Annotated in this window: 16 protein-coding genes and 2 CRISPR repeat arrays (1 of these 18 only partly in view); of the genes, 6 read left to right on the top strand and 10 right to left on the bottom strand. The window is 54.5% G+C overall.

Features of this window, described 5'->3' with window-relative positions:
• Nucleotides 1–5,386: a CRISPR direct-repeat array (repeat unit 36 nt; unit sequence GTCAGAATGAATGCCCCGACTTGAGGGGATTGAGAC); it reaches 10,460 nt to the left of the window's first position.
• A 50-nt stretch (nucleotides 5,387–5,436) separates the two neighbouring features.
• The 9 genes from ACZ500_RS09625 to ACZ500_RS09585 all read right to left on the bottom strand — a co-directional run bounded on the left by ACZ500_RS09625 (nucleotide 5,437) and on the right by ACZ500_RS09585 (nucleotide 14,259).
• Nucleotides 5,437–6,279 carry a DNA-primase RepB domain-containing protein gene (locus ACZ500_RS09625; RefSeq protein WP_464232281.1) on the bottom strand — a complete coding sequence of 281 codons (843 nt, stop codon included), beginning with the start codon at nucleotides 6,277–6,279 and terminating at the stop codon, nucleotides 5,437–5,439.
• Nucleotides 6,280–6,326: 47 nt separating this feature from the next.
• The gene (locus tag ACZ500_RS09620) at nucleotides 6,327–7,136 is read right to left on the bottom strand and encodes an ExeA family protein (protein WP_464231356.1); all 810 of its coding nucleotides are present in this window, start codon (nucleotides 7,134–7,136) and stop codon (nucleotides 6,327–6,329) included.
• Complete coding sequence (locus ACZ500_RS09615; RefSeq protein ID WP_464232280.1) at nucleotides 7,133–8,437, bottom strand: DDE-type integrase/transposase/recombinase; 1,305 nt, start codon at nucleotides 8,435–8,437, stop codon at nucleotides 7,133–7,135. Before ACZ500_RS09615 ends, ACZ500_RS09620 begins: the two co-directional genes overlap by 4 nt.
• A gap of 220 nt (nucleotides 8,438–8,657) precedes the next feature.
• Complete coding sequence (tnpC, locus tag ACZ500_RS09610) at nucleotides 8,658–10,214, bottom strand: IS66 family transposase (RefSeq protein WP_464230755.1); 1,557 nt, start codon at nucleotides 10,212–10,214, stop codon at nucleotides 8,658–8,660.
• On the bottom strand, nucleotides 10,211–10,993 hold the full coding sequence (locus ACZ500_RS09605; RefSeq protein ID WP_464230754.1) for a Druantia anti-phage system protein DruA: 783 nt from the start codon (nucleotides 10,991–10,993) through the stop codon (nucleotides 10,211–10,213). The genes tnpC (ACZ500_RS09610) and ACZ500_RS09605 overlap by 4 nt, the downstream gene beginning before the upstream one ends.
• A gap of 182 nt (nucleotides 10,994–11,175) precedes the next feature.
• A complete protein-coding gene (gene tnpC, locus ACZ500_RS09600; protein ID WP_464230753.1) occupies nucleotides 11,176–12,576 on the bottom strand; it encodes an IS66 family transposase in 1,401 nt (466 codons plus the stop codon).
• Nucleotides 12,569–13,444: a Druantia anti-phage system protein DruA gene (locus tag ACZ500_RS09595; protein ID WP_464230752.1), complete on the bottom strand. Its 876-nt coding sequence runs from the start codon at nucleotides 13,442–13,444 to the stop codon at nucleotides 12,569–12,571. The genes tnpC (ACZ500_RS09600) and ACZ500_RS09595 overlap by 8 nt, the downstream gene beginning before the upstream one ends.
• Before the next feature lie 75 nt (nucleotides 13,445–13,519).
• Nucleotides 13,520–13,876 (bottom strand): IS66 family insertion sequence element accessory protein TnpB, encoded by a 357-nt coding sequence (gene tnpB, locus ACZ500_RS09590; RefSeq protein WP_464230751.1) that lies wholly within the window; start codon nucleotides 13,874–13,876, stop codon nucleotides 13,520–13,522.
• Nucleotides 13,873–14,259 (bottom strand): hypothetical protein, encoded by a 387-nt coding sequence (locus tag ACZ500_RS09585; RefSeq protein WP_464227918.1) that lies wholly within the window; start codon nucleotides 14,257–14,259, stop codon nucleotides 13,873–13,875. The genes tnpB and ACZ500_RS09585 overlap by 4 nt, the downstream gene beginning before the upstream one ends.
• 765 nt (nucleotides 14,260–15,024) lie before the next feature.
• Nucleotides 15,025–15,860: a CRISPR direct-repeat array (repeat unit 36 nt; unit sequence GTCAGAATGAATGCCCCGACTTGAGGGGATTGAGAC).
• 416 nt (nucleotides 15,861–16,276) lie between these two features.
• Here ACZ500_RS09585 and ACZ500_RS09580 point away from each other — a divergent pair.
• The 3 genes from ACZ500_RS09580 to ACZ500_RS09570 all read left to right on the top strand — a co-directional run bounded on the left by ACZ500_RS09580 (nucleotide 16,277) and on the right by ACZ500_RS09570 (nucleotide 19,245).
• On the top strand, nucleotides 16,277–16,567 hold the full coding sequence (locus ACZ500_RS09580) for a type II toxin-antitoxin system Phd/YefM family antitoxin (protein ID WP_464232279.1): 291 nt from the start codon (nucleotides 16,277–16,279) through the stop codon (nucleotides 16,565–16,567).
• Nucleotides 16,564–17,007: a putative toxin-antitoxin system toxin component, PIN family gene (locus ACZ500_RS09575; protein WP_464232278.1), complete on the top strand. Its 444-nt coding sequence runs from the start codon at nucleotides 16,564–16,566 to the stop codon at nucleotides 17,005–17,007. Before ACZ500_RS09580 ends, ACZ500_RS09575 begins: the two co-directional genes overlap by 4 nt.
• A 933-nt stretch (nucleotides 17,008–17,940) precedes the next feature.
• A complete protein-coding gene (locus ACZ500_RS09570) occupies nucleotides 17,941–19,245 on the top strand; it encodes a TIGR02710 family CRISPR-associated CARF protein (protein ID WP_464232277.1) in 1,305 nt (434 codons plus the stop codon).
• Between the two features lie 509 nt (nucleotides 19,246–19,754).
• On the opposite strand, the gene ACZ500_RS09565 is transcribed toward ACZ500_RS09570, so the two are convergent.
• Nucleotides 19,755–20,168, bottom strand: a complete 414-nt coding sequence (locus ACZ500_RS09565) for a hypothetical protein (protein ID WP_464232276.1) — start codon at nucleotides 20,166–20,168, stop codon at nucleotides 19,755–19,757.
• 18 nt (nucleotides 20,169–20,186) lie between these two features.
• Here ACZ500_RS09565 and ACZ500_RS09560 point away from each other — a divergent pair, with 18 nt between their 5' ends.
• From ACZ500_RS09560 to ACZ500_RS09550, 3 genes are read left to right on the top strand one after another with little or no spacing between them, the layout of a single operon-like run.
• The gene (locus tag ACZ500_RS09560) at nucleotides 20,187–20,897 is read left to right on the top strand and encodes a hypothetical protein (protein WP_464232275.1); all 711 of its coding nucleotides are present in this window, start codon (nucleotides 20,187–20,189) and stop codon (nucleotides 20,895–20,897) included.
• Nucleotides 20,894–23,845, top strand: coding sequence for a type III-B CRISPR-associated protein Cas10/Cmr2 (gene cas10 / locus ACZ500_RS09555; RefSeq protein WP_464232274.1), 2,952 nt, complete (start codon nucleotides 20,894–20,896; stop codon nucleotides 23,843–23,845). The genes ACZ500_RS09560 and cas10 overlap by 4 nt, the downstream gene beginning before the upstream one ends.
• The gene (locus tag ACZ500_RS09550) at nucleotides 23,838–24,980 is read left to right on the top strand and encodes a type III-B CRISPR module-associated Cmr3 family protein (RefSeq protein WP_464232273.1); all 1,143 of its coding nucleotides are present in this window, start codon (nucleotides 23,838–23,840) and stop codon (nucleotides 24,978–24,980) included. The genes cas10 and ACZ500_RS09550 overlap by 8 nt, the downstream gene beginning before the upstream one ends.
• Nucleotides 24,981–24,986: the final 6 nt, after the last annotated feature.

The raw sequence follows: 24,986 nt of genomic DNA, 5'->3' as shown, positions 1-24,986 counted from the left end.
CCTATAATATTTGTTTTCCAACTGCCGCGCGCTACTGTCAGAATGAATGCCCCGACTTGAGGGGATTGAGACGAGAAGTTGTGCCACCTCGGTGGCTGTCATAGTTTTCGTCAGAATGAATGCCCCGACTTGAGGGGATTGAGACATATCTGCCGGAGCGGGTAGAAATGTATCCCCATTCGTCAGAATGAATGCCCCGACTTGAGGGGATTGAGACTCCTCAGACTCCCATAATTCAATGCGCCGCCGCTCAGGTCAGAATGAATGCCCCGACTTGAGGGGATTGAGACCATTCCCCGGTTTACCCGCCGGGGGCGGGGGGATGTGTTAGTCAGAATGAATGCCCCGACTTGAGGGGATTGAGACACCCTGGTTTTTCGGGGTTGGTGTCCGTGTCCCAGTGTCAGAATGAATGCCCCGACTTGAGGGGATTGAGACTATGCGTATAATGTTTCATGGTGTACCTCCATCATATGTCAGAATGAATGCCCCGACTTGAGGGGATTGAGACATAGACCTCCACAGTTCCATGCGACGTCGCTCAGTAGTCAGAATGAATGCCCCGACTTGAGGGGATTGAGACCAGATGCCGCTATCGACCAGAATTGTTCGCGCCTATGTCAGAATGAATGCCCCGACTTGAGGGGATTGAGACTCCGATTCAATGCCCTCCCACCGTAGGGCGTCTTCGGTCAGAATGAATGCCCCGACTTGAGGGGATTGAGACTTGATCGGCAAGCGGACATAAGGCAGATGCCGCTATGTCAGAATGAATGCCCCGACTTGAGGGGATTGAGACAATGAATTGTAAACAGTATAGAGCGTTTCAAGGTGATTGTCAGAATGAATGCCCCGACTTGAGGGGATTGAGACTAATACTAATTGTGTCAGACAAAAACTCGTTTTCAGGTCAGAATGAATGCCCCGACTTGAGGGGATTGAGACCAAGCGATTATACTTGCTATTTTGTGAATCTGACAATTGTCAGAATGAATGCCCCGACTTGAGGGGATTGAGACCTATAATGTTTATGGATTGCTTTCTCACATTCAATATTGGTCAGAATGAATGCCCCGACTTGAGGGGATTGAGACTCATAGGAGCCCTGAAGTGGCAGCCAGGAGCCGTCCAGTCAGAATGAATGCCCCGACTTGAGGGGATTGAGACCCGGACTCATCCTCTGACCGATCCTCCTCCCCATTCGTCAGAATGAATGCCCCGACTTGAGGGGATTGAGACTTCCGGTCTCGGTCGTACCGGTCGGCCTCGGCCTTCGTCAGAATGAATGCCCCGACTTGAGGGGATTGAGACAACTCTGCCGCCGCTTCCTTCAGCGACGGATGAAAAGTCAGAATGAATGCCCCGACTTGAGGGGATTGAGACAAGGAGTACTCTCCCCCCCTAGTTTGAACATCCACGTCAGAATGAATGCCCCGACTTGAGGGGATTGAGACCCATTCATCCATCTCTCGCCCGATATGCGCCTCAAGCGTCAGAATGAATGCCCCGACTTGAGGGGATTGAGACAAGTGAGCCGGTACCATCGTTGACGCGCCGAGCATGTCAGAATGAATGCCCCGACTTGAGGGGATTGAGACGGATTGATGACGCATTTGCACTTGTATCGCACCATAGTCAGAATGAATGCCCCGACTTGAGGGGATTGAGACGCGGTGTTTCTAGGCATGATGTCCTCCTTGCCCGATGTCAGAATGAATGCCCCGACTTGAGGGGATTGAGACATCGACACCCGCCCCCAGCCCGGCCCGATGTCCTCAAGTCAGAATGAATGCCCCGACTTGAGGGGATTGAGACAAAGTGGATTAAAGAATATTTTCTTTCCATTAGTGGAGTCAGAATGAATGCCCCGACTTGAGGGGATTGAGACTTTCTTTTCTTGTTCCTTATGAAGCCGGTCGCTTTCGTCAGAATGAATGCCCCGACTTGAGGGGATTGAGACTATTTCTTTCTCCCAATCTTATAGTGACAGTCATCTGTCAGAATGAATGCCCCGACTTGAGGGGATTGAGACCATAAAGCCTCCTGAATTAAAAACAAGCCTATTATAGTCAGAATGAATGCCCCGACTTGAGGGGATTGAGACAACATCAACGGCCGCGACGGTTTTGTTGTGGTACGTTGGTCAGAATGAATGCCCCGACTTGAGGGGATTGAGACCGGAGCTCAGCTTCTTTCGAGAATTTAAATTCCAGTCAGAATGAATGCCCCGACTTGAGGGGATTGAGACTGCTTATACTTTTATGATGAATATTCTTTTTAATGTATGTCAGAATGAATGCCCCGACTTGAGGGGATTGAGACACTTTGTATTCTTTTTTATTAACAACAACCTTTTCAGGTCAGAATGAATGCCCCGACTTGAGGGGATTGAGACTTGTTCTTGTGACACTTCCATAGTGTCACAGAATGTTGTCAGAATGAATGCCCCGACTTGAGGGGATTGAGACTCCTCCAACCCAAGGGTTGGGAACTTGAAACTAATTAGTCAGAATGAATGCCCCGACTTGAGGGGATTGAGACTTTTGCCCAGGATGTAAGGGCACTCATTCACGATATGGTCAGAATGAATGCCCCGACTTGAGGGGATTGAGACTTCCATAGTGTCACAGAATGTTCCGAAGGCCGCACCAAGTCAGAATGAATGCCCCGACTTGAGGGGATTGAGACTGAAAAAGCTTCCCTTACGATTTCAAAAATCAAATTGTCAGAATGAATGCCCCGACTTGAGGGGATTGAGACTCAACCTGGACATTTTTCTTTTTGCCCAGGATGTAAGGTCAGAATGAATGCCCCGACTTGAGGGGATTGAGACTTGCCAGAAGAACTCGTCGGACGGGTTCCTATTTCCGTCAGAATGAATGCCCCGACTTGAGGGGATTGAGACGCTTGGCAAAGAGCGATCAACTCTGCTTTGGTGTAAGTCAGAATGAATGCCCCGACTTGAGGGGATTGAGACCACACTTCGTTGTCGGGCACGTTGTTTCTCATGATAGTCAGAATGAATGCCCCGACTTGAGGGGATTGAGACCACCCAGCTTGGCGTAGCTGCACCCCAACCCGCGTCAGTCAGAATGAATGCCCCGACTTGAGGGGATTGAGACTGAATTCGCCAGTCACTGCAACCTGCCCGCCCTTGCGCATGTCAGAATGAATGCCCCGACTTGAGGGGATTGAGACATTTTGTCCCTCTTTCTTTCAATGTTTGCAATTAGGTCAGAATGAATGCCCCGACTTGAGGGGATTGAGACATCTGTATTTTTCACTGCCGCAAAATCTGCAAATTTGTCAGAATGAATGCCCCGACTTGAGGGGATTGAGACGCCCTGCCCGATCAATGTAGCTTTTTCGGTGTCGTATGTCAGAATGAATGCCCCGACTTGAGGGGATTGAGACTTAAAATACTAATCTTCAATATCTAAATCGAAAATAGTCAGAATGAATGCCCCGACTTGAGGGGATTGAGACTTTTCGCGTACGATTGCTTTTAGCTCTGCAATCGTAGTCAGAATGAATGCCCCGACTTGAGGGGATTGAGACGTACGCAAGTCTCTAAATGAATTGTAAACTGCGTAGTCAGAATGAATGCCACGACTTGAGGGGATTGAGACTTAAATTATCAGCGTAATCATTTATATTGATAATCTCTGTCAGAATGAATGCCCCGACTTGAGGGGATTGAGACTCCTGAATACATAAGTTTATAAATAAACATCTTCTCAGTCAGAATGAATGCCCCGACTTGAGGGGATTGAGACTCCATCAAAATTTTGTCTACAGTCTTTTACAGAAAAAGTCAGAATGAATGCCCCGACTTGAGGGGATTGAGACGCCCTACTTCCACTCATCTTCAACCTCCTCATCTAGTGTCAGAATGAATGCCCCGACTTGAGGGGATTGAGACTACTTGGAGCAACTGAAGTCCTTCACGTCGAAGGGCAGTCAGAATGAATGCCCCGACTTGAGGGGATTGAGACACTGGATATGAGTCGGGGCTGGAAGAATATGATCTGAGTCAGAATGAATGCCCCGACTTGAGGGGATTGAGACCGAAGAGAGCCCTCCACCTCCCGGCTTAGGAGATGAAGGGTCAGAATGAATGCCCCGACTTGAGGGGATTGAGACATACAAGGCCTCGGGGCCGGGCCAAAGAGTGCTAATGTCAGAATGAATGCCCCGACTTGAGGGGATTGAGACTACTTGGAGCAACTGAAGTCCTTCACGTCGAAGGGCAGTCAGAATGAATGCCCCGACTTGAGGGGATTGAGACACTGGATATGAGTCGGGGCTGGAAGAATATGATCTGAGTCAGAATGAATGCCCCGACTTGAGGGGATTGAGACACTGGATATGAGTCGGGGCTGGAAGAATATGATCTGAGTCAGAATGAATGCCCCGACTTGAGGGGATTGAGACATACAAGGCCTCGGGGCCGGGCCAAAGAGTGCTAATGTCAGAATGAATGCCCCGACTTGAGGGGATTGAGACCTTCCCACCTCTTAACAGTTTCAAGATCATCATCGTCAGAATGAATGCCCCGACTTGAGGGGATTGAGACCTTGCACCATAGTCGCAGACCCGCAATCACTTATGATAAGTCAGAATGAATGCCCCGACTTGAGGGGATTGAGACAAAATCCGCTACACGATGTTTGCGCCTGACGGATGTCAGAATGAATGCCCCGACTTGAGGGGATTGAGACTCAACATCATTTTTCCAACCTACTGTCCATTGATATCTCATCTCAGTCAGAATGAATGCCCCGACTTGAGGGGATTGAGACTCTTAAATGCTAATGCTTTCTCCATCGCCTTCCTCATGTCAGAATGAGTGCCCCGACTTGAGGGGATTGAGACCAGACAAAGTTATCAGGATAGTTATGGAATTTATGGGTCAGAATGAATGCCCCGACTTGAGGGGATTGAGACCTCTTTGGCCTCAAACTCTACCCGCTCGGTCATCCTATAAGTCAGAATGAATGCCCCGACTTGAGGGGATTGAGACTAACCTCGCCTTTAAGAGCGGCTTGAGCTTCTGCTTCGTCAGAATGAATGCCCCGACTTGAGGGGATTGAGACGTGTATCCTGCTTGGCGGATCTGCTTCGCGGCGTAAGGTCAGAATGAATGCCCCGACTTGAGGGGATTGAGACGTATCGCACAATTCCCCGATTGCCCCAGAAAGCTTTGTCAGAATGAATGCCCCGACTTGAGGGGATTGAGACGTGTATCCTGCTTGGCGGATCTGCTTCGCGGCGTAAGGTCAGAATGAATGCCCCGACTTGAGGGGATTGAGACGTATCGCACAATTCCCCGATTGCCCCAGAAAGCTTTGTCAGAATGAATGCCCCGACTTGAGGGGATTGAGACATATGCCAATGGGTGTCGTCTTTCACAATAATCTGACGTTTTTTTTCTGATTATCCTGGACGATTGGTGGTGATTTTCGGGGTAATTTGGACAGACTTGTTTTGGATGATGGTCTTGGCCTTGGCGATGGTTCTATTGATACAGGCATTTTTTCTCCGTTCGCCCTGGTGATGATCCCAGGAGGTCCGTTGCTCGATGAGGAGGGAGCGGATGGCGTGTTCGGAGTACCCGCGTCTGAGGAGGGCGAGGACGTAGGCGAAGTCGGTTTCGGATTCGGTAGCGCGCAGATATCTGGAGCGAGATGGAGGGGAAGAAAGACACACCGCCCCCCCTGGGGGTGGAGGGGGAAAGGGTTGAGGGGAAGACGGAGTCATTGCCTGGAAGAGATGCTGCGGGATGATGGCCGAGGAGTTGTAGTCGACCCAGATGAGGCGAGAGAGTGGATATTGCCCGTCGGGGGTCCGATGGCAGGGTTTGCGGTTGCGGAAGCCGGGGCACCTGCCGAAACGGTTGTTGGGATCGGCGGCCGGATCGCTGTGAAGCATGTGGAGGAGGATGCGTTTATGGTGGAGATCCAAGGGGTGGGCAGAACGGATCCAGACCTGGAAGTTGTGAGGGGAGGTCTCGACGACCATGCGACCGGGCCTCCAGGTGTTGTCAGGTTGGCGATGGTGACGGCAAACCCTCTCCCAGGACAGATCATCGGCCAGGAGATAGCGGGATTGTTCAAGGGGTTGAAGGAGGATGTGGCAGCCTGAGGCGTCGAGGGCCTTGAGATAAGGGATATGGTCGGGATGGGGCTGGACGATCCAGCGTCCTTTTTCCGGATGGAGAACCGCCAGGTGCCATTTTTGGCGAAAGAAGCGGTGGAGTTTTCTAAGCACAGCGTCCATGGGGGTGAAGAGGGGGGCTGGCCGATGACCAGCCCCGGCTTTGAGGATCAGAGGAGTTCGGTTGCGGCGACACGGACGTGTTCGGCGGCGACCTGCTGGATCTTTTCTGCGGCCGCAGCGATGAGGGCACCGCGGGCGAGATGGTTAGCCCGCCTGAGGATGCCGCCCGAGCCCTGGTGGATGGCGGTCAGGGCCTGCTCGGAGAAAAGGGGGCGGGTGATGCCGGTGATCTTGAGGTGGTGCAGGAGATAGGTACCGAGGGTCTCCCGGTCGATCCCCTGGAGATGATAGCGGGCGATGATGCGGGAAGAGAGGGGAAGCGAGGTGCGATAGGTCAGCAGATCGGCCAGATGGTTCTGGCCGACGAGGATCATGGGCAGATAGGGTTTGGAGTCGGCTTCGAACTGAAGCAGGGTGTGGATCTCGGCCAGGACCTCGAGACGCAGGAGTGAAGCCTCGTCGATGACAAGCACCGGGGTCTGCTTGCGGCTGAGGACGAGATCGAGGACCTGCCTGCGGATGATGCGCAGGAGGGTGGCGCGGGAAGAGCCCTGCAAATCGCAGTCGAGGGCGGAGCAAAGCTGGCGATACAACTCGAGGATGGAGCCAGAAGTTGCCGTCACCCAGATGGGGCGATACTCGGAGGGGTGAAGACGGCTGATGGCCCAGCGCAGGGCCGTGGACTTGCCCGCACCGACCTCACCGGTCACCAGTGCGACGGCGCCCAGGCGCAGGGTGTAATCGAAGCGCTCGGCGACGGCCACCACTTCGGCGGTCTGAAGGATCTGATCGAGCTCGAGTTCGGAGCCGAACGGTTCACGAGTAAAGCCGAAAAAGTTGAGATAATGGGGTTTCATCGGGGCTCCTTTGCGAGAGAAAAGGGTAACCGGCCGGATGGGACGGATTTTGGAGGAGCGCTGTCTATGACGAGGTCTTGGGAGCGGGACCGGCGCACTCGGCAGTTGACGTGCAGATCCAGAGGGGTGAGGAACCCGTAGGAGAGGTTGTCCAGGTGCACTTCAACCCGGGTGGGATCATGGTCGTGGTAAAGGAGCGTGACCTGTTTTCCGATGAGGGGAACAGGCGCCTCATAGACCTTGCCATTCAGGGCGATGGTGCGGTCGTTGGCGACCTTTCGCCTGGCACGCTTACGGAAGAAGTCCTCGAGGTTTCTGGGGGCGGGGCGGATGCACTCCATTTTTTCGGCAAAGCGCTGGATGGGACTTTGACCCGTGGATCCGTGGGGACGTTGATGGTAGACGGAGTGGATCCACTCTTCGAGCTTTTCATTGAGGCCCCTGAGATTGAGGTTGGAGCTGAGTGTGGGGAGGAACTGTTTCTGCACGGTGAGGAACCAACGCTCTATTTTGCCCCGACCCTGGGGTTTGTAAGGCCGGGAGTGAACCAGCGCGATGCCGAGGCTGGCGGTGGTTTCCTGGAGGAGTTTGGAGCGGAAGGCGCTGCCGTTGTCGGTGTAGAGTTTGCATGGCAGGCCGCGCTTGAGGAGCGCTGAGCGCAAGGCGTCGAGGTAGCATTCGAGGTTTTCGCTGAAGTAGAAGGCAGCGTGGGGGATCAGTCGGCTCATGTCGTCGAGGAAAGCGAAGAGGTACGTTTTCCGCCGCTTTTCCCCATCGAGGATCATGGGACCGTGCATGGCATCGGCCTGCCAAATGTCGTTGGGGGATTCGGCCTCGAACTTTCTCCGATCGACCGGTGCGGACTGATCGAGGTGCAAGAGGTTCTCCTTTTTAAGGAAGCGGTACAATGAAGAGTAGCTCGGCAGCTCGTCCGACCTCAAAAGCTTGCGGTTTTCAAGTTCCGAGAGAAGAACCATGAGGGTGCAGCGGGGCATCCGCCTGCGCAGCGTGACGATGACGGCAGCGGCCTCATCGTGGATGCTGCGGGGCATGCCCCGGTCGCTTCTGGATTGAGGGTAAAGGGCTTCGAGCCTCTGCCGGCCTTCGCGATACGCCTTGATCCAGGAAAGGATCGTGGTGCGGGCAAGCCGGGTACGCTCTGAGTGGGGGATCTGCCACTGTCGGGAACACTTCTCATTGAGCAACCGCTCTTTCTCTCCCCGGGTCAATTTTTGGCAGAAAAAGTCGCTGATCACCCCGAACCGGAAAACGGCGATGTCTTTTTGTTGCTGTTCGTCCATGTGTGGGACCTCCTTTGTGGTGGTTTTGCGTCTGGATACTCCACCTCCCGAGGGCTGGTAAAGGGCAGCCTTCGGTGGGGCCCCACAAAAGAACCACTTCTTTCGTGTCCTTTCGGCAGCCGTGCAGAGGTCAATAAATTTTCGGCTTGTGGAAAATTTTTAGCGTGCGAGGATGAAGCGGAGGACGGGAGGCCCCAAGGGGCCCCCGGTCGGGATAGGGTTAGCGGTTTTGATCCTGGTAATGCCACGGCATGAAGGTGTGCGGGGAGGACTGCAGGGCTTTGGTATCCTTCAGGAGCCATGTGAGGTAGTCGAGCGGGTTGACGCCTGAAAGTTGACATGTGTGGATGAGGCTCATGAAGAGATCCCCGACATAGGCGCCGCGTTGCGTCTTGTAGAAGAGGGAGTTTTTCCGGTGTAGGATGGCGAACTTCAGGGCCCTTTCGCAGATATTGTTGTCCAGCGGGGCTCCAGGCACCCTGAGAAAACAGGTCAGTTCCTTCCAGTGTTTGAGGAGATAGGTGATCGCCTTCCCCAAGCCGGAGTTGGGCTCCACGGTCTTCTCCGCAAATTGCTGATGGCACCACGCCTCGAGAGCTGTCATGACGGGCTCAGTGTTGAGCCGATGGTAAGCCAGTCGATCCTCCGGGGACATCTTTTCGCTTTTGGCGATCGCCTCATGCATATAGACCGTTGCCAGCTCGTTGATCACATGAGCGCAGTCGTCCGGGAATCGCTCGACCAGCTCCACGAACTTCCTGCGGGCATGGGCGAGGCAGTTGGCCAGGATCGTCTGAAAGTCCTTGGATACATTCCGGCTCAGGGCATCGCACATCTGAATCGGTGGCGGCAGCCCCGTTGCCCGGCGTTTCAACAGGTCGTGCAGGTTTTCCCCGGCATGCTGTCTGCCGGTCATGAACATGGCGACCTGATGGCCCTCGGATTCGGTGACCATCCCTGTGGTGAAGATCCCTTTGCGTTTGCTGTCCGGATCCTGCTCTTTGAGGAAAGCGAGCACCTTCGCGGAGGTGTCATCATTGTGGAGCAGCGTGCCCTGCGCGGCGAATGAGACCATGGCATCCATGACCGGGGCCAGAGCTACGGCTGCGGTATCGAGGATATCCCACTGGGTGGAGGCGGGCAGAGGTTGGCCCAGATTCCTTTGAAGGGTCTCGATCCGGTTGAAGGGCATGCCGCAGCCATACTTCAGTATCGCCAGCATGGGCGTAGCCGAATCGTCGTATTTTTGCTCGGATATCCCTTCGGGCAGCTCAGGGGTGAAGATATCTCCGCACAGATTGCAGCGTAAGCGGATTCGTTCATAAACGGTGGCTTTGAGAGGGGCTGTTCCAACGATATGAACAAAGACCGACGGCATGGCCAGCTCGTATAGTTTACCCTTCTCACAGCTTGGGCAGGGGTCCCCCGAGTTCAGAGCGGGGTGTTCGATGCGCACCCTGGCAGCGCCGGTGTACTGGCCTGCGCCGTTTTTCCCGTGCCCCCGGGGTTTTGGTTTGGCGCCTTTTTTCCGGACTGGTTCGGTTTTATCCTTGAGGATGTTTCGGGCTGTCTCGGTCGGGGCCCCCAGCAGGTACTTGCACAGCCGGCCGATGGAGGTTTCTTTCTCGGCAAGGACCTCCCGCAGGCGCGCCACCATCTCGGCAAGCCCCAGGAGCACGTCATAGTCCGAGTCGGTCAGGTTCCGCTCTTTGATACGGTCCTGGAGCGCTTCGAACTCGCCGGCGGATATCACCAGCTTTTTGGGTGATTTTTTCATCGGCACAAGACCTCCCTGAACCGGCGCTCGAGCGGATAGAGCCAGATGGTCTTGACCGGTTTGTCAAAGGCCTTTTTCCGGTCCCACTTGCCTCGCCCCTGCGTCTGCCCCACGCAGACCCAGTTGGCGGCCTTGTACGAGGCGCCGGTGAAACGCTGCTTTTCGACGAAGGTCTCGAGCAGGGAAGGCCGGTAACGGTAGCGCTCTTCCCACCGATCGGGGAGCAACCGCGCCGTGCGCGCAAGGATCTGTGAGGCAAGATTGAAAGATTTTACCCAGGGCAAAATGAGGAAGCGGCTGTTGTCGATCACCCGGTGTAGATTCTCTATACGCTGATCGTCGCTCCAGCCGATGAACTCGTCGCGCGGGGCGACACGCCAGGCGGCGGCCGAGAAACCCAGAAGCGCAACCAGATGCTGTCCGACCCAGACCATAAAGCGCATCTGCGCCCCGCCCATGCGGGCATAGCCCAGGTAATGGTATCGGTCGATCAGCTCATTCCAAAGTGGGGATGATCTCCGGTCGACCGGCTCGATCGAAAGGCTTATGCGACCGGGGCCGATCTCGATCGGGGATTGGGGTTCTCCTGTCAGGGTGTGTTGGATCCGTTTGGACACGACGCGCCTTTTCCTTGGCGCTGGAAGCGGGATGACACCGGCCCGGTACAGGCGCAGCAGGGCCACCCGGCAGCTCATGTCCTTCAATCCGCCGTCGGGCTTTCGCCACTCGGCCCATTCGCAGAACATGCGTGAGAGCTGTGCACGGTTCAATCCTGGCACGCTGGTAACTTGACGGCGGATCCAATCCAGATCGGTTGGCGTGAAGTCTCGACCACAAATGAGCAACCTCTGTAATCCTCCTCTTGGTAAAGGTTGCCCTGCTTATAGCAAAGAACGTTTTTTGTGGCCAGTACTTTTTTGAGGGATGGGTCGATTTTTTGTAATCGATCACAGGATCTGGATCAGGCGGTGGGCTGAGCGATCCAGGCGAGGTCGGGTTCCTGACCCCGGAAGTAGGCGCGCAAGGCATCGACAAGGACGGGGAAGGTTGTCTTTTCCTGAAGCCGGCAGGTCTGCCTGAGTGAGAGGATACGCTCCACCCAGCGGTTGCCTTTTTCACTGGACGTACCCTGGCTGGATTTGCGCCACAGCACGGCGAATCGAAGCATCCGCTCAGCATGATTGTTCGTGGGATCCACCCCCTGCTCCGAGAGGAACGTCCAAAGGCTTTCGATCTCCCTGCGAAGACGGCGTGCAAATCTGCCGGCATCATCCTTGCGCTTCTCATGAAGGGTGATCAAGCGGATCAAACGAGCATAAAAGGCCTGCCACTCTCCGACGGAGGGGGGATCCTTGGCCATATGACATAGTCGTTGGAGTTCATGGGTTGCCCAGAGACCGAAACGTTTTATGTCCGGGTCTTTCCTTTCGGAGAGTTCCTTGGCCTTGCGGATCAGATGAGCAAGGCAGGTCTGCCGCAGTCCGACCCATTTGCGGTACACGCCGTATCCGTCCGAGACCAGGATGCCGGTCCAGTCCTTGATCAGTGCTTCGAAGGCTTCCTTCGAGCGGTTGGAATGGATCATGAAGAAAGCCACTGCCGGCCCCGCCATGACCCACAGCCATTGCAGGAAGCCGTTGAGGCGGTGGCTGGTCTCGTCGATGTGGTTGACCGGCGCCTGCCTGGCTGCCTGGCCGATCGTTTCATAGTGGAGTTGGATCGCGGCCGAGGCCCGATCGATGATCTTCTGGATGGCGCTCAGGCTGATATGGAACCCAAGCACCGAAGCACAGAAGGTTTGAATCGTTGAGCGACTGTCTGCCTGGGTGCCCGCCATCTCGGCGATCATGGCTGAAAGCCTGGGACCGTAGCCTGTCCGGTGTTCTTTGGGGACGGTGGCCTTTTGCATCTTGCCGCAGACCGGGCACCTGCCTCGGTGCAGTTCGAAGTGCATGACCTCGAGCTCGATCGGGGGCAGTTCGATGACTTGGTGCGTATAATACGGTTCGGTTTCGGGGAACTCGCGGTTGCCGCAGGTGCAGATTTCCGGAAGGATGACTCGGGTTTCCTTCGGCGGGAGCATCTCCTGCCGGTGCCCCGGATGGCTCAGTTTCCGCCGATCGGTGCCTTTCTTTTTCTTCCCGGATTTTTTCTTTTTGAAGGGCGGATCCGAGGACGGCGGCCGATCCGAGTTGGAGGAATCCTTGTTCAGACGCGCTTCGAGGTGTTCGATCCGTTTTCGGAGTTCGCGGTTTTCCTCCACAAGGGCGAGATTGATATAGATGAGCACGGAGCGCGGGACATCCTGCATCCCCTCTTCGGTCAAGGCGATCCCTTCGGGAAAAAGAGTCGTTTCAGCCATGGAGCGCCTCGCGGAAACGCTTGCCAAGCGGGTAGAGGTAGACCGCCTTGACCGGTTCCATGCAGCGGTTATAGCGGTCGTAGCGTCCACGCCCCTTGGTCAGTCCTGCATAGACCCAGTTGGCTGCCCGGTAGCAGGTGCCCTGGAACCGGGTGGTGTCCACGAAGGTTTCGAGCAAGGCAACGGGATGGCGGTAAAACGCCTGCCAGTCCCCGGGAAGCATCCGGATGTTGGCGCTCAGAAGCTTCGAGGCCAGGTGTTTCACCGAAACCCAGTTCAGAATCAGGAACCGGACGTTATTGACGACCTTGTAGAGGTTCGCTTCCCTGGTAGGAGGCTCCCAACCGATGAACCGGTCGCGGCACTCCACCTTCCAGGCCGCTGAGCCCCAACCGAGGCAAGCCACCAGGTGTCCATCCAGGTAGGCCAGGTACTTCAAGTATGCACCGACGATTCGGGGGCGCCCCAGGTAATGGTAATTATCGACCAGGTGATCCCACAGGCCTTCATCCGGGGTGCGCCGGACCATCTCGATTTTCAAAGAGCCAAACTCGGAGACCGTTCCGTGAATCTCCGAGGTGTCGTAGCTATAGCTGCGTCGAACAGCCTTGCGGGGCTTCCGATGATTCGTTGTGGACAAAGGCCGGGGGAGATTAACAACCTGCTTTTCTTCGAGCTTGAGCAGCAGCGCACGGCAGGCCATCCCTTTGAGTTGCCCGTTCGGCTGCCGCCAGTCCCAGTGCTCACACAGCACTCGGGAAATGGCGGTTCGACCGCGTTCCCAATGCCGGGAGATGGTATCGCGGATAAACGAGAGGTCTTCCTCTCTGATCTGACGGCCGCGAATTTGATACAGGGTCTCTGCCAAGGTGCTGTTCCCTCCTGGCAAAGCACCCTAGCAAAATTTAGCTTCGGACGCCAGGGAAAAATGCACCCCCTGTGATCAAATACGATTTTTTTCTATCCGCCGAAAATCCTCCGGGATTTTTTTGAACGGATCGGCGTTCCACAAAAGCTGTTGGAGTTGAGCAGCCGCCAGATCGCGGATGGTGCCCGGGCCGAACTTCCACAAGAAACGACCCCGAGACAAGCGTTTATGGCACAACCAAAATCCCTGGCCATCATAAACCAGGATGCGCAGGGCCTGACGGGACTTGTTGGTAAAGATGAAAAGGGTGCCGCTAAATGGATCCACGGCCAGCTTCTGCCGGCATACTGCCACCAAACCGTCGATGCCTTTGCGGAAATCCACCGGGTCCACTGCCAGCAAGATCCGCATGTGGGCAGTGATCTGGATCATGAGAGAAACTGCCCGAGAATGCTTTCAGGATCGGGCGGTTGACCGGTGCCCGAGAGCCTCAGCCTGCTGCCATCCGCGCGTTCGCACTCGACGACCCATTGGCCGAAGAGGCAGGTGGTGTCCAGCTGGATCAGCTCCGGAGTGGCATGATCAGAGGAGAGACGCTTCTTGAGCTCTGTAAAGGAAAGCCTCAGTCTGCGGCATACCTCGGAAACAGAATGCCCTCTGCATTGCTGTACCGCAGCCTCCCACAACTCCTGCGGGATCAGGGCGCGCTTCTTGCCGCGCTGCCGGCGCCACTCGGCAAACCGGCGTTCGACCTCGACGAGGTCGGGCTGGGAGTGGCTGCTGTATGGGACAGGGTTCCTCGAAGTGGTTTCCATCGCCATCCTCCTTATATAATCCAAATGGGATGGCGCTACCTTATAACATCCCGGCCCCGCGTGTTAAGCACGCCTGCCGGAAGGACACCTTCTTTCACATTGGATGGAGCGGCTGACCGGGCAGATCCCCACGGCGTAAAGCAGATCGAATGCGTCCGGGAGCTGTCCGGACCACGACAGGCCAAGATGCAGTTTCGTCTGCTCGATCAAGCTGTTCAGCCAGTGGCGCTGGCGGGATGGCGAAAGACCCGGGAGCCAGCCGCGGCCTGACAAGCGGTTGGCTATACTCGATTGGATGGTTCCGATGGAAGCTTGGAAACGAGAGAAGTATCCTTCGGGGCGGAGCCGGACCACACACCCGCAAGCCGGGCAACGGTACCTCGGAATCTCGGCAGGTTCTCCGTACCCGTCAAAACAGGCAGTGGTATACCCATGCCCCCACAGCTTCCCTTCGCATTTGGGGCAGGATGGCGGTCTGGGCCAGAGATATCTTCGACCCAGCCTGAAAAGGCTCTTGACGCATACTCCGACAAATATTATCAATAGAGCATGGGTTGTGAGTTTTACTCACATGTTTTTCGGGGTAAAGGGTGCGCCTACATCCTTTACCCCAATTGTTTTCTATGACCGCTTCCGCCCTATTCCCAAAGCCAGAATAATTCGACATCCGACCCCCTCTAGTCAAGCGTTTGTGAAAAATACGGCCCCTTCCCGACAGCATATTCTGCCAACCAACAATGGGGAAATCCATCTGGATGCCACTCAGTCAGAATGAATGCCCCGACTTGAGGGGATTGAGACTTTTTTGACGAACCCCCCAAGCAACTCCCGCACACTTGCTAAGTCAGAATGAATGCCCCGACTTGAGGGGATTGAGACACGGTAGCCAATAACCCCGGCCACCAGCACGAAAATGTCAGAATGAATGCCCCGACTTGAGGGGATTGAGACTTCTTCTCGTGCTTCTTTGAACTTTTCTATATCTATGTCAGAATGAATGCCCCGACTTGAGGGGATTGAGACAATTTTATCTTCATTGTCCGTACTAACCATAAAATTGGTCAGAATGAATGCCCCGACTTGAGGGGATTGAGACTAAATCTTTGACTACTTCTTTGCCTTCTTCTTCTTAGGCTTAGTCAGAATGAATGCCCCGACTTGAGGGGATTGAGACAGTTTCACCTCCTTCCCACCCATTTCCGCCACATAGGTCAGAATGAATGCCCCGACTTGAGGGGATTGAGACACGAAGAACGCTGCACCGCTGCAGCCGCAGACGTCGGTCAGAATGAATGCCCCGACTTGAGGGGATTGAGACAGGAAAATATCGGCAGCCTGTGCTAAGCGCGAACCGTCAGAATGAATGCCCCGACTTGAGGGGATTGAGACACCGGGACCCACCCCTGCTCGCACATGGACTCTGTCAGAATGAATGCCCCGACTTGAGGGGATTGAGACGGGCTCTTGTTAGTGTTATTCGACGAAGTAGAACTTGTCAGAATGAATGCCCCGACTTGAGGGGATTGAGACGCCTTTCGGCTTCGGATCTTGTGACCGCTTGCAAGGTCAGAATGAATGCCCCGACTTGAGGGGATTGAGACTGATAGCCGGTTAGGACCTTGTAGTAACGGACGCTCGTCAGAATGAATGCCCCGACTTGATGAGGGGATTGAGACCACGGTCTACGATCCGTTTTACCCCTCGACGTCGCCAGTTGTCGGTTGGCAGAATATGCTGTCGGGAAGGGGCTGGCGCTGGCATTCTTTCAGAGAGACACCAACCTTAACCTTGATCCAATTGATGAGGATCGAAACCACAATATCTTGTAGGTCCTGGAGCGAAGTGCATACCCCAGTAATCTTATTAGTGTAAAAAAGTCTCCGGATTTATTGATCCGGAGGCTTTTTTGTTTTTTCTGTAAGAAAAGCAGGGAGCGGGTCCTTGACAAATTTCAGCATTATTATATAATGATTATGTCAATTGATATAGTCATAACAATTAATATAAAGGTATGGAAATGCTTAAGAAAATCTCCGCTATGAAGGCAAGACAGAATCTCGGCCAGGTGATGAATGAAGTGGCTATTAAAGGGGATGATTACATCATAGAAAGGTCCGGCCGGCCGATGGTGGTAATGATCCCGATGGATCGCTATTACCAGCTGCTTCAAAGCCAGGATGAGGCCAAAGAATCCCTGCAGGCCATCTGGAAGAAGATGGAGGGGGCTGACAAGAAAGAATTAGGCCAGGCGATCGAGGAGGCTATCTCTTCAGTAAGAGCTTCCCGGTCCCAGGCTCAGAACCAATGATCCGGGTGGTTCTAGACACCAACGTTTTCATCAGCGGCTTTCTTACTCCCAAGAATCCGCCGGCTAATATTCTGGCCTTGATTGTTCAGGGCCGGCTCCGCCTGGTCCTTTCTGCTTCAATTGCCAGCGAAATCAAAGCCGTTCTGGATTACCCCAAGATAAGGAAAATCCTTCAAAAACGAGGCCTTTCAAAGGATGAAATGAACATCGGTTTAGCCAGATTGGAAAAACTGGCCATTTTCACCTTGGGAAAAGTGAAAATAGCAGCGGTAGAAAAAGACCCTTCCGACAACATCTTCGTTTCTGCCGCCATCGAGGGCTGTGCCGATTATATTATAAGCGGGGATCATCACCTTACCGAGCTTGAATCCTTCCGGGGAATTCCTATTGTAACGCCATCAGAATTTTTTGACGTATATGGACTTGGGAAGAAGGAATAAGGGATCATTGGGAGTGCTGAGGCAATATTGGCGTTAAATTCGAATTTATGCATGGCAAGAAATTATAGAACATTATTTAGATTATAAAAATCCGCCAAAATACAACGATTACAAGAAGAGGGCGAGACAAAGTTTACCTATGGAGACTTTGCTTAGAGAAGATCAATTTAAAAAACTATCAAACCAAGCTTGTTTTTATTGTGAAAAGAAAGGGCTTAACGGTATCGATCGTATTGATAATAATAAAGGCTATTTTTTTGAGAATTGTGTGCCGTGTTGCAAGCATTGTAATTATCTTAAACGTAATTTATCTACGGATGATTTTAATAGATGGAAAAAGCGATTTGCTAATAACCGAATAAAACAATTATCGCATAACTAGGCAAATTCATCCACCATCGAAAAGCGACACAGCTGATTTACATCGATACGCCCCATAAAAAGGATTTTTTTGGCAACTGGCCAGGCTAGAAGATGAGAAAGCAACCCGGAGAATGAATGCCCCGACTTGAGGAGATTGAGACAATGCCCGCAACGGGAGCTGCGCCGCCCAAGCAAAGTCAGAATGAATGCCCCGACTTGAGGAGACCAAATTTCTTGCTTTCTCCTCAGCTAGGTGAATGAAAACTGTTGAGTTAGAGGGATTTTATGTATTGCCCCTACTGTAACTGGGATTACCCGAATAGTTATGAGTTTGAAATGACCGGCGAATGGGTCTGCCCAGGATGTGGTCGGAAATATGGCTTGACAAGAGGTTGGTCTCATGATGATGCTCATCATGAAACGGGGTCCGATGCCGCCGAGGATGATTCGTTGAAAGAATCGCTGGATGATTAGAAGAAAGGTGATTTGAATGAAGGCAGAGAAGAAAATCCAGATAGGATTGGAGATTGTTCGCGCGGGTGTGCAATTTGGTTCGCGGAGGTCAGGAATATGAGAAAGGTCCTGATCATTACGGTGGGAGGATCTCCGCAGCCGATTATTACTTCAATCAAGACCTTAAAGCCGGACAGAACGATATTTTTGTGTTCCGATCGCAGCAAGTCTCAAGTGATAGGTCAGGACAAACCCTGCGAGATAAGGGCGAAAGATATCGTTGAAAAACTCCCGAATCTTCCGACCTATTTTGAGATGGGCGAACGTTTCCATCCTGATAGGGATTTGAAAATCATTGAAGACCCTGATGACCCCGCTGAGTGTTACCGATGTGCATCGGGTGTCATTCGTGATTTGATTTCGGGAGATGATGAAATTATGGCCGATTACACAGGCGGCACAAAAACTATGTCGCTTTCTCTTGGAATGGCCGCTATGGATTACGGAGTGCGTCTATATTTGACAACGGCGGCGAGAAGAGACCTCATACGGGTATCGGTGGGTGAATCCACAGAAATGATCTCCACATCGCTCATAAATGTAGAGCGCAAGCTTGAGCAGTTTCTGCCCATGCTTCTGAAGCAACACGACTACACGGCGGTTATCAGTCAATTGGAGAGTTTACTCCTATCGTATCCATTGGCGAAAGAATCGAAGTCAAAGATTAGGAAGATTCGCGATGTATGCAGGGCTTTTGAAGCGTGGGACCAGTTCCAGCATGAAAAAGCCTGGAACGATTTGAACATATATTTGAATGAAAAATCACTGAAAGACTATGGTTTGTTTTTGAAACGAGTGATGCAAAGCCGGGCTGATATCGATCCCGAATTCACGACAACATGCGGAATAAAAGGGCATGGCTATGAAATAGTTCAGGATTTAATCCTAAATGCAGACAGGCGAGCGGTCCAGCACAGGTTTGATGACGCTGTGGGCAGGCTTTACAGGGCGCTGGAGCTATTGGTGCAAATTCATCTCAAGGTGAACCATGGCGTCAAAACGGCGAATGTGGATCTCGATCGCATTCCGGCTGAATATAGACCTGAGTTCGACAGACTGCGATACCCTCACAATAACAATGAAATTAGATTGAGCCTCCGACAGAGTTACAATCTCCTGGGGTGTTTTGAAAATGACTTGTTAACTCCTGTTTACAAGGAATTTTCCCGGCGGCTCGAAGATGTGTTGTGCATTAGAAACAATTCCCTGTTTGCTCACGGTTTCAATCCTATCTCCGAATCCGATTACAAAAAATTGAGCAGCATTACCCAGTCGTTCATCATGAAGGCGGTCCAGACGCTTAGCCCTGATTCGAGATGGGAGGACCCTCTCCAGTTTCCGACGGAATTGTCTTTCACCTGAGTTTTGAATCGTTTTCTGCGCACGGAGCTATGTCAGCGTGGCAGGAATGAATGCCCCGACTCGAGGTGATTGAGATAGTGCATCAAGATCAGAAAGACCAGCAGAACGGGTCGCATGATATCTCTCACTAAAGAGTGAGATCAAATCTCCATCTCCTCCCGGTGATTCCAGCTGCACTCGGAGGTTTGCAAACTGGCCGAGCGAGACGCCCTTTCGTTACCGCCGGGACGCAAGACCCTCCTTCCCCAAGAAGCCCTCGCCATAGATTTTCCAGGCAAGTGGTCTTTTCTTCTGAAAACCCGGCGTCAGACGCCGTTCCTAGTATGTAGCCAGTAGGTGGTTTAATGAGGCACCAGGAAATCATTTTCACTTTTGGAAAGGATCATTGGTGCTTTCATTTCAAGCCTTCAATGAGAATAATGTGCAAATGTGAAAGATCTGAAGTGTCACGATTAAATCGTATTGGTTCATGCACTGAAATCATGCGTGTGTCAGTCAATGCGATTTTTTTAGGCAAGAAGGATGAGATTTCCTGAAAGGTCAGAGTTCTTATGCAGCCGTGAAAGGGGGAATGGTCCGATATGAAAACTGTATTGCCGTCGTTGCGGTACTATCAAACCGAAGATCGGCGTCTGGAATGCCAGGTGGTCACTCCGATGTTCCTCGGCGGGGCGGATCAGGAAGCGCAGTGGCGCGCTGAACCGTTCAAAGCCCTGCTGCGATATTGGTGGAGGGTGAGCTGCATTGATTTGCCGGGAGAGAAGACCCTGCTTGAAGAGGAAGGGCGCGTTTTCGGGCGGGCAGGAGATGAGAGGGAAAGCCGAAAAAGCCCTTTGGAAATCCGGCTGGTGCCGGGCCATGGCACAGCGGCGGTCAAAATTCCTTTTCAGAAAATGAAGATTGAGCATCCTGAGGTCGATCACGGGGGAAAGGTTGATGCTTTGGGATATTTGGCCGGCATGGGGCTTGTGCATCATAAAAACGGCATCCAGCATAGCTACTTTCCTTCGACGTCTGCATTCCAGTTGCTTCTTCAATACCCAGCCGCTTTGAAGAAGGAGATCGATGCGGTGTTGGCCCTTGTCGCGGTTTTCGGCACCGTAGGAGCGCGCTCCCGGAATGGCTGGGGCAGCTTCAATATCAGTAATCCAGGGTTGGAAGGGGGGCAGCAGGCAGCACTTCTTCAATCTGTCACCAAATCATGGACAAAGGGGTTCCAGAAGGACTACCCGAATTGTCTCGGGAAGGACGAAAAGGGCCCTCTCCTCTGGCAAACTGAACTTTGCTCAACATGGGAGAAGGTGATGGTGCAGCTTGCCTCCGCTTATATCAAGGTGCGTGCTGAAAAAGTGGAGCAAGACGAACGGTTGGACCCCGGGGGCGGTAGTTTTGCGGAGCGGCATCTGATCGGGGTGCCGCTGACCCATCACCCGATAGGGGCGAATAAGAATGACCGGCATGCCTCGCCCCTTCGGTTTTGCGTACGTAAGAAAATGGAAAACTACCGCGGGCTCGTTTTGCATGTGCCGCATGCGCACAGCCGCAATCAGCTCAAAGCCAAGAATATCGACCAGATCGAGACATGGGGAAAAATCCATCGGAAACTGGACGCCCTGTTGAAGCGCGCCAAATACGAGGAGTGCGTAGCATGAGAAACGGTTTTCTTCAAGATTCAGCCTACTGGGATGAGAAGCTCGCGGCCTATCTGCACGATCCGCCCGACAAGGCCCTGCGCATCCCAGGACACGAGGAGCGGAGCCGGCGTCTGCTGGATATCCTGGGGCCCCTCCCTCAGCCCGATCCAGGCTTGATCCGCATGGCCGATCAAACGGCGGCCGGCATGGACCGCACTCAGCTGCCCGGGCACAGCGCCAGGGCCGATTTAAACGGCTCGATCGACTTTCTGGGAAGGCCACTGTTGACCCACCCAACGGCTCGCGAGGCGGTTCTACCCCTCCAGCTGGATATGACGCGCGAGGATTGTGCATCGGTTGCCCGCGCTATCGAAGCCCTGATCGAAGCGGATATCGAGCGGGTGTGCGACTCGTTTCCCGGCAGGCCGGAGCTTCTTTCTCCCGCACGCTTTCACTATGTGCACCATGCGCTGCGCGAGCGTCTGCGGCGCGAGAACATCGGCGGCCTCGGAGGATTGTGGGGTCGGCTTCCGGCGGATACGCGGATTCCGGACCACAGCATCTGGCAGCACTGCGGTCTGGCTGCCGCGATTTATTCCTGTTTCAAGAGATCGAAGACCTGCCAGGCCGCGCTGCTGGTGGTGAGCCTGGCTCCGGTTCAGGGCTTCATCGAGCGGGCGCGGAAGCTGCGGGATCTGTGGGTCGGTTCGGTCCTTCTTTCGTGGCTCGCATTCGAAGGTATTCGAGAGGTGATTTACCGGCTGGGCTCGGATCATGTGCTCTACCCGAGCCTGATCGGTCAGGGCCTGGTGGAGGACATGCTGCGCAGGGAGTGCGGCCTGGAGGGGCTCCTTGCGGGCGATGATGGGGTGCCGAAAGCGGAGGGCGCTTCGCTTCCCAATAAATTTGTCTGCCTCGTCCCGGCTGGGGAAGAAGAGGAGACGGCAGCCGCGATCGAAGCTAGGGTCCGTGAGGCGTGGGAGGATCTGGGCCGCATGACCCTCGACCGGATCGAAACCGTTATCGGGGGGAAGAAAGATCCCTATCTCATCGAGCAGTTCCACCGTCAGATGAAAGGCTATTGGACCTTTCGTTGGAGTGCCTGTCCATTGCTGGACGAGGGCTGGGAACTGCAGATCAAGGGCCTTCTGCCTCCGAGCGTTTGGGAGAAGCCTTTCAACCTCGTTGCCGACAGCAAAGAGCACGCCTTGCCTTACCCCTTGAGCGGCCAGGCGGCCTTCTATTCCGTGAGCCATGCAATGGCCCAGTCGTTTTTAGCCGCCGGCAAATATGTTTATTGCGAAGGGGGAGCGCTGGAGAAGGACGCGGAATCCCGACTCCCGGTCGAAAAAAACGGCCGACCTGATGGCTCAACGGAGCGGGAGGAAGGCATCAAGTGCGGGCTTCATGGCGATCTGGAGGCCCTGCGCTTCGAGTGGCGGCCCGGAGAGGATCGCAACCCGAGGCCGAGCGTTGATCCGTTCTGGAGCCTGTTGAAGCAGGACAGGGATTTGCGTCCCGAGTTCAGATCTTCGGAGAGGCTCTGCGCTGTGGCGACCGTAAAGCGTTTGGCCGGCCGTGTGATCAAGGGCTCGAAGACCGACCATCCACTGAAGCCTCTTTTCGAAAAGGCGGACGTCTTTCCGTCGACCACGGAGCTTGCTTTCGGGGACTGGTTGAATGAAGTCGCCGGGAAGGAGCCGCAGGGGGTGAAGGCGTTGGAGCCATACGGCTCATGGCGCAAGGTGCTTGCCCAGTTCATCCACGACACCGATGAACCGGATGCGCCTGCAGGAAAAGGGGAGCACCGCCGCGTGCTCGAGCCGGAGGCGCGCCGGACCTGCAGGGAGTTCCTGCACGCGATGGAAAAGCGGGGCCGTCTGTGGACCGATGCGGACCGCTACTATGCCATCCTCCTCATGGACGGAGACAGGATGGGGCGGCTTGTAGGAGGGGAAATCCTTCCCGCCCGCTGGGAATCGACGATTCATCCGGACTTGACCGAACGGCTGCGTACGCCCTCTTTCGATGCGGCGTATCGGGGCTTTTGGAAAGAGCACCTTGGAGAGACCCGAGTGGTGACTCCTGGTGTTCATGCAGCGTTGTCGGAGGCCTTGGGCGACTTTTCGCTTCATACGGTCCCTGAGATCATCCGGAGGTGTCGCGGCCGCCTCATCTATGCCGGCGGCGACGATGTGTGCGCCGTCATGCCGGTCTCGACGGCGCTGTCTGCCGCCCATGAAATCGCACGGATGTATGCGACGCCCTACGTGGTTTACGACGCTGTCACCGGCACAGCACAGCCCATCGTTGGACCTTGGGTCCCTGAACGCCTTCGGTTGGCCTATCATTTGGGAGAGGATCGATGCCTATCCATTTCAGGGGCGGTCTTGATATGCCATCACAAAAGGCCGCTCGCGGATGCCATGGCTGCAGCGCGGAGGCTTCTCGAAGGCGGCGCCAAAGAGGAGGGCGGGAGAAATGCCGTGGCCGTCGAACTCGCCAAGCGGAGCGGGGGCCCGCGCGCTATGGTGATGAAGTGGAATGCCCGCCCGCACGAAGCCCTGCTGGCTGAAATTCCGAAAGAGATTGCTCCCGACGATACGCTCGTCGATCATTTCCTGGATTTTTCAAGGGCCTTCGGAGCGAGGACGCGCCTGTGCATGAGTTCTTCGTTGATGTATCGGGTGGAGGAGATGCGGGATGGCCTGGACGCATTGGCCGCCAGGAATCCGGCGGATCTGCCCAAGTTCTTGAAGACGCTGATTGTCCGCTCCGATCCGTCTCTGAAGCCCGGAAAGGGTGAAGCACGCAATCCGAGGCTCGAGCGGATTGCATGGCAAGCGGCGGCCCTGCTCCTTGGCCCCGACGCCGCCGTTCGGCCCGAGGCCCTGCTGATTGCGCGTTTTCTTGGCCCACAGCTTTTCCGGTATCAGGGAACCGGCGAAGGAGGATGCCATGTCTGAAAAATTGCAATGGCTGAGGTTGGAGCCGTTGGACAGCTGTTTCTTTAAGGGTTCCGAACCGATGGTCGCGGGTGAAAACCACACCGCCCGGTCTGTCTTTCCACCCATGCCGTCGACCCTTTTGGGGGCCCTCCGTACAGCGGTGCTGCTACAGCGCGGCCTTGACCCTTTTACGTATGCAAAAGAGGAAAAGGCGGGCCGGGATATTGCCGGCCGCTATCCTCTTTTGGGGACGCCCGAGCGTCCGGGATTCAAGGTCGTCGGGCCGATTTTCGAAGCAACGGTGCCTGGCGGCGCGGTCGTGCGTTTTCTGCCTGCGCCTGCCCACTGGATGGCCTCAAAACAATCGTTAAAGAAGGCTGAAGCGATGCATCATAGGGCTTTTGACGCATGCGAGGATTCGGCTGAAAGCGACAAGTCCACCCAGCCACAGCGAAGAATCGGGATTGCTCCGGCTGACCTCCCTTCGGAGTTTATCCGCGCCGTGGGGCTGAAAGGCAGCATCCCCGAACCCTTGTGGGCGCTCAATCCGCAGGCAGCGGACCTCGCGCCGCTTCTCGATCACTGGATTTCTGTGGAGGCTTTAGAAGAGGTCCACCAGGGGAGGAACGAATTATCCTGTTTCTCGGATTTATCATCCTATACGGGAGGCCCTGCCCTATTGCCGTTGAAGGCGTTTTACACCTATGAGGAGCGTGTGGGGATTGCCCTCGAGGATTGGCGGCAGACTGCCAAGTCGGGCTATTTGTATGCAGCGAGCCATATCCGCCTCAAGAAGGGCGTTGCGATGCTTGTGGGGTTTGACGCGGAGCTGGTGCCTTCTCATCTGGATGCGGAGGGGCTCCTGACCTTGGGCGGGGAGCAGCGGCTGGTAAGCTATGCGCTCGTGCCTGGCAGAATGCCCCTTCCGCCGAAGCGCGGCCCTTGGGCTGTAGCCCTCTCGCATTTTCCGTGGGAGGAATTGCGGGCCAATAACTGGCAGAATCTGCCAAGGATCTCTCGGGCGCCGGTGCGGATGGCCGGCTGGGACATGAAAAAGGCGTTCCATAAGCCGGTGACGGCGTATCTGCCCCCGGGCACCTCGATCAGGACGGCGGGTGCAGAGGAATTACCGGTGGGTTTCTATAACGGTTAGGAGAGG

The organism is Desulfatiglans parachlorophenolica, from assembly GCF_055394735.1.
The sequence above is the reverse complement of the archived record's forward strand: the minus strand, read 5'-3'. Positions and strand labels throughout refer to the sequence as shown.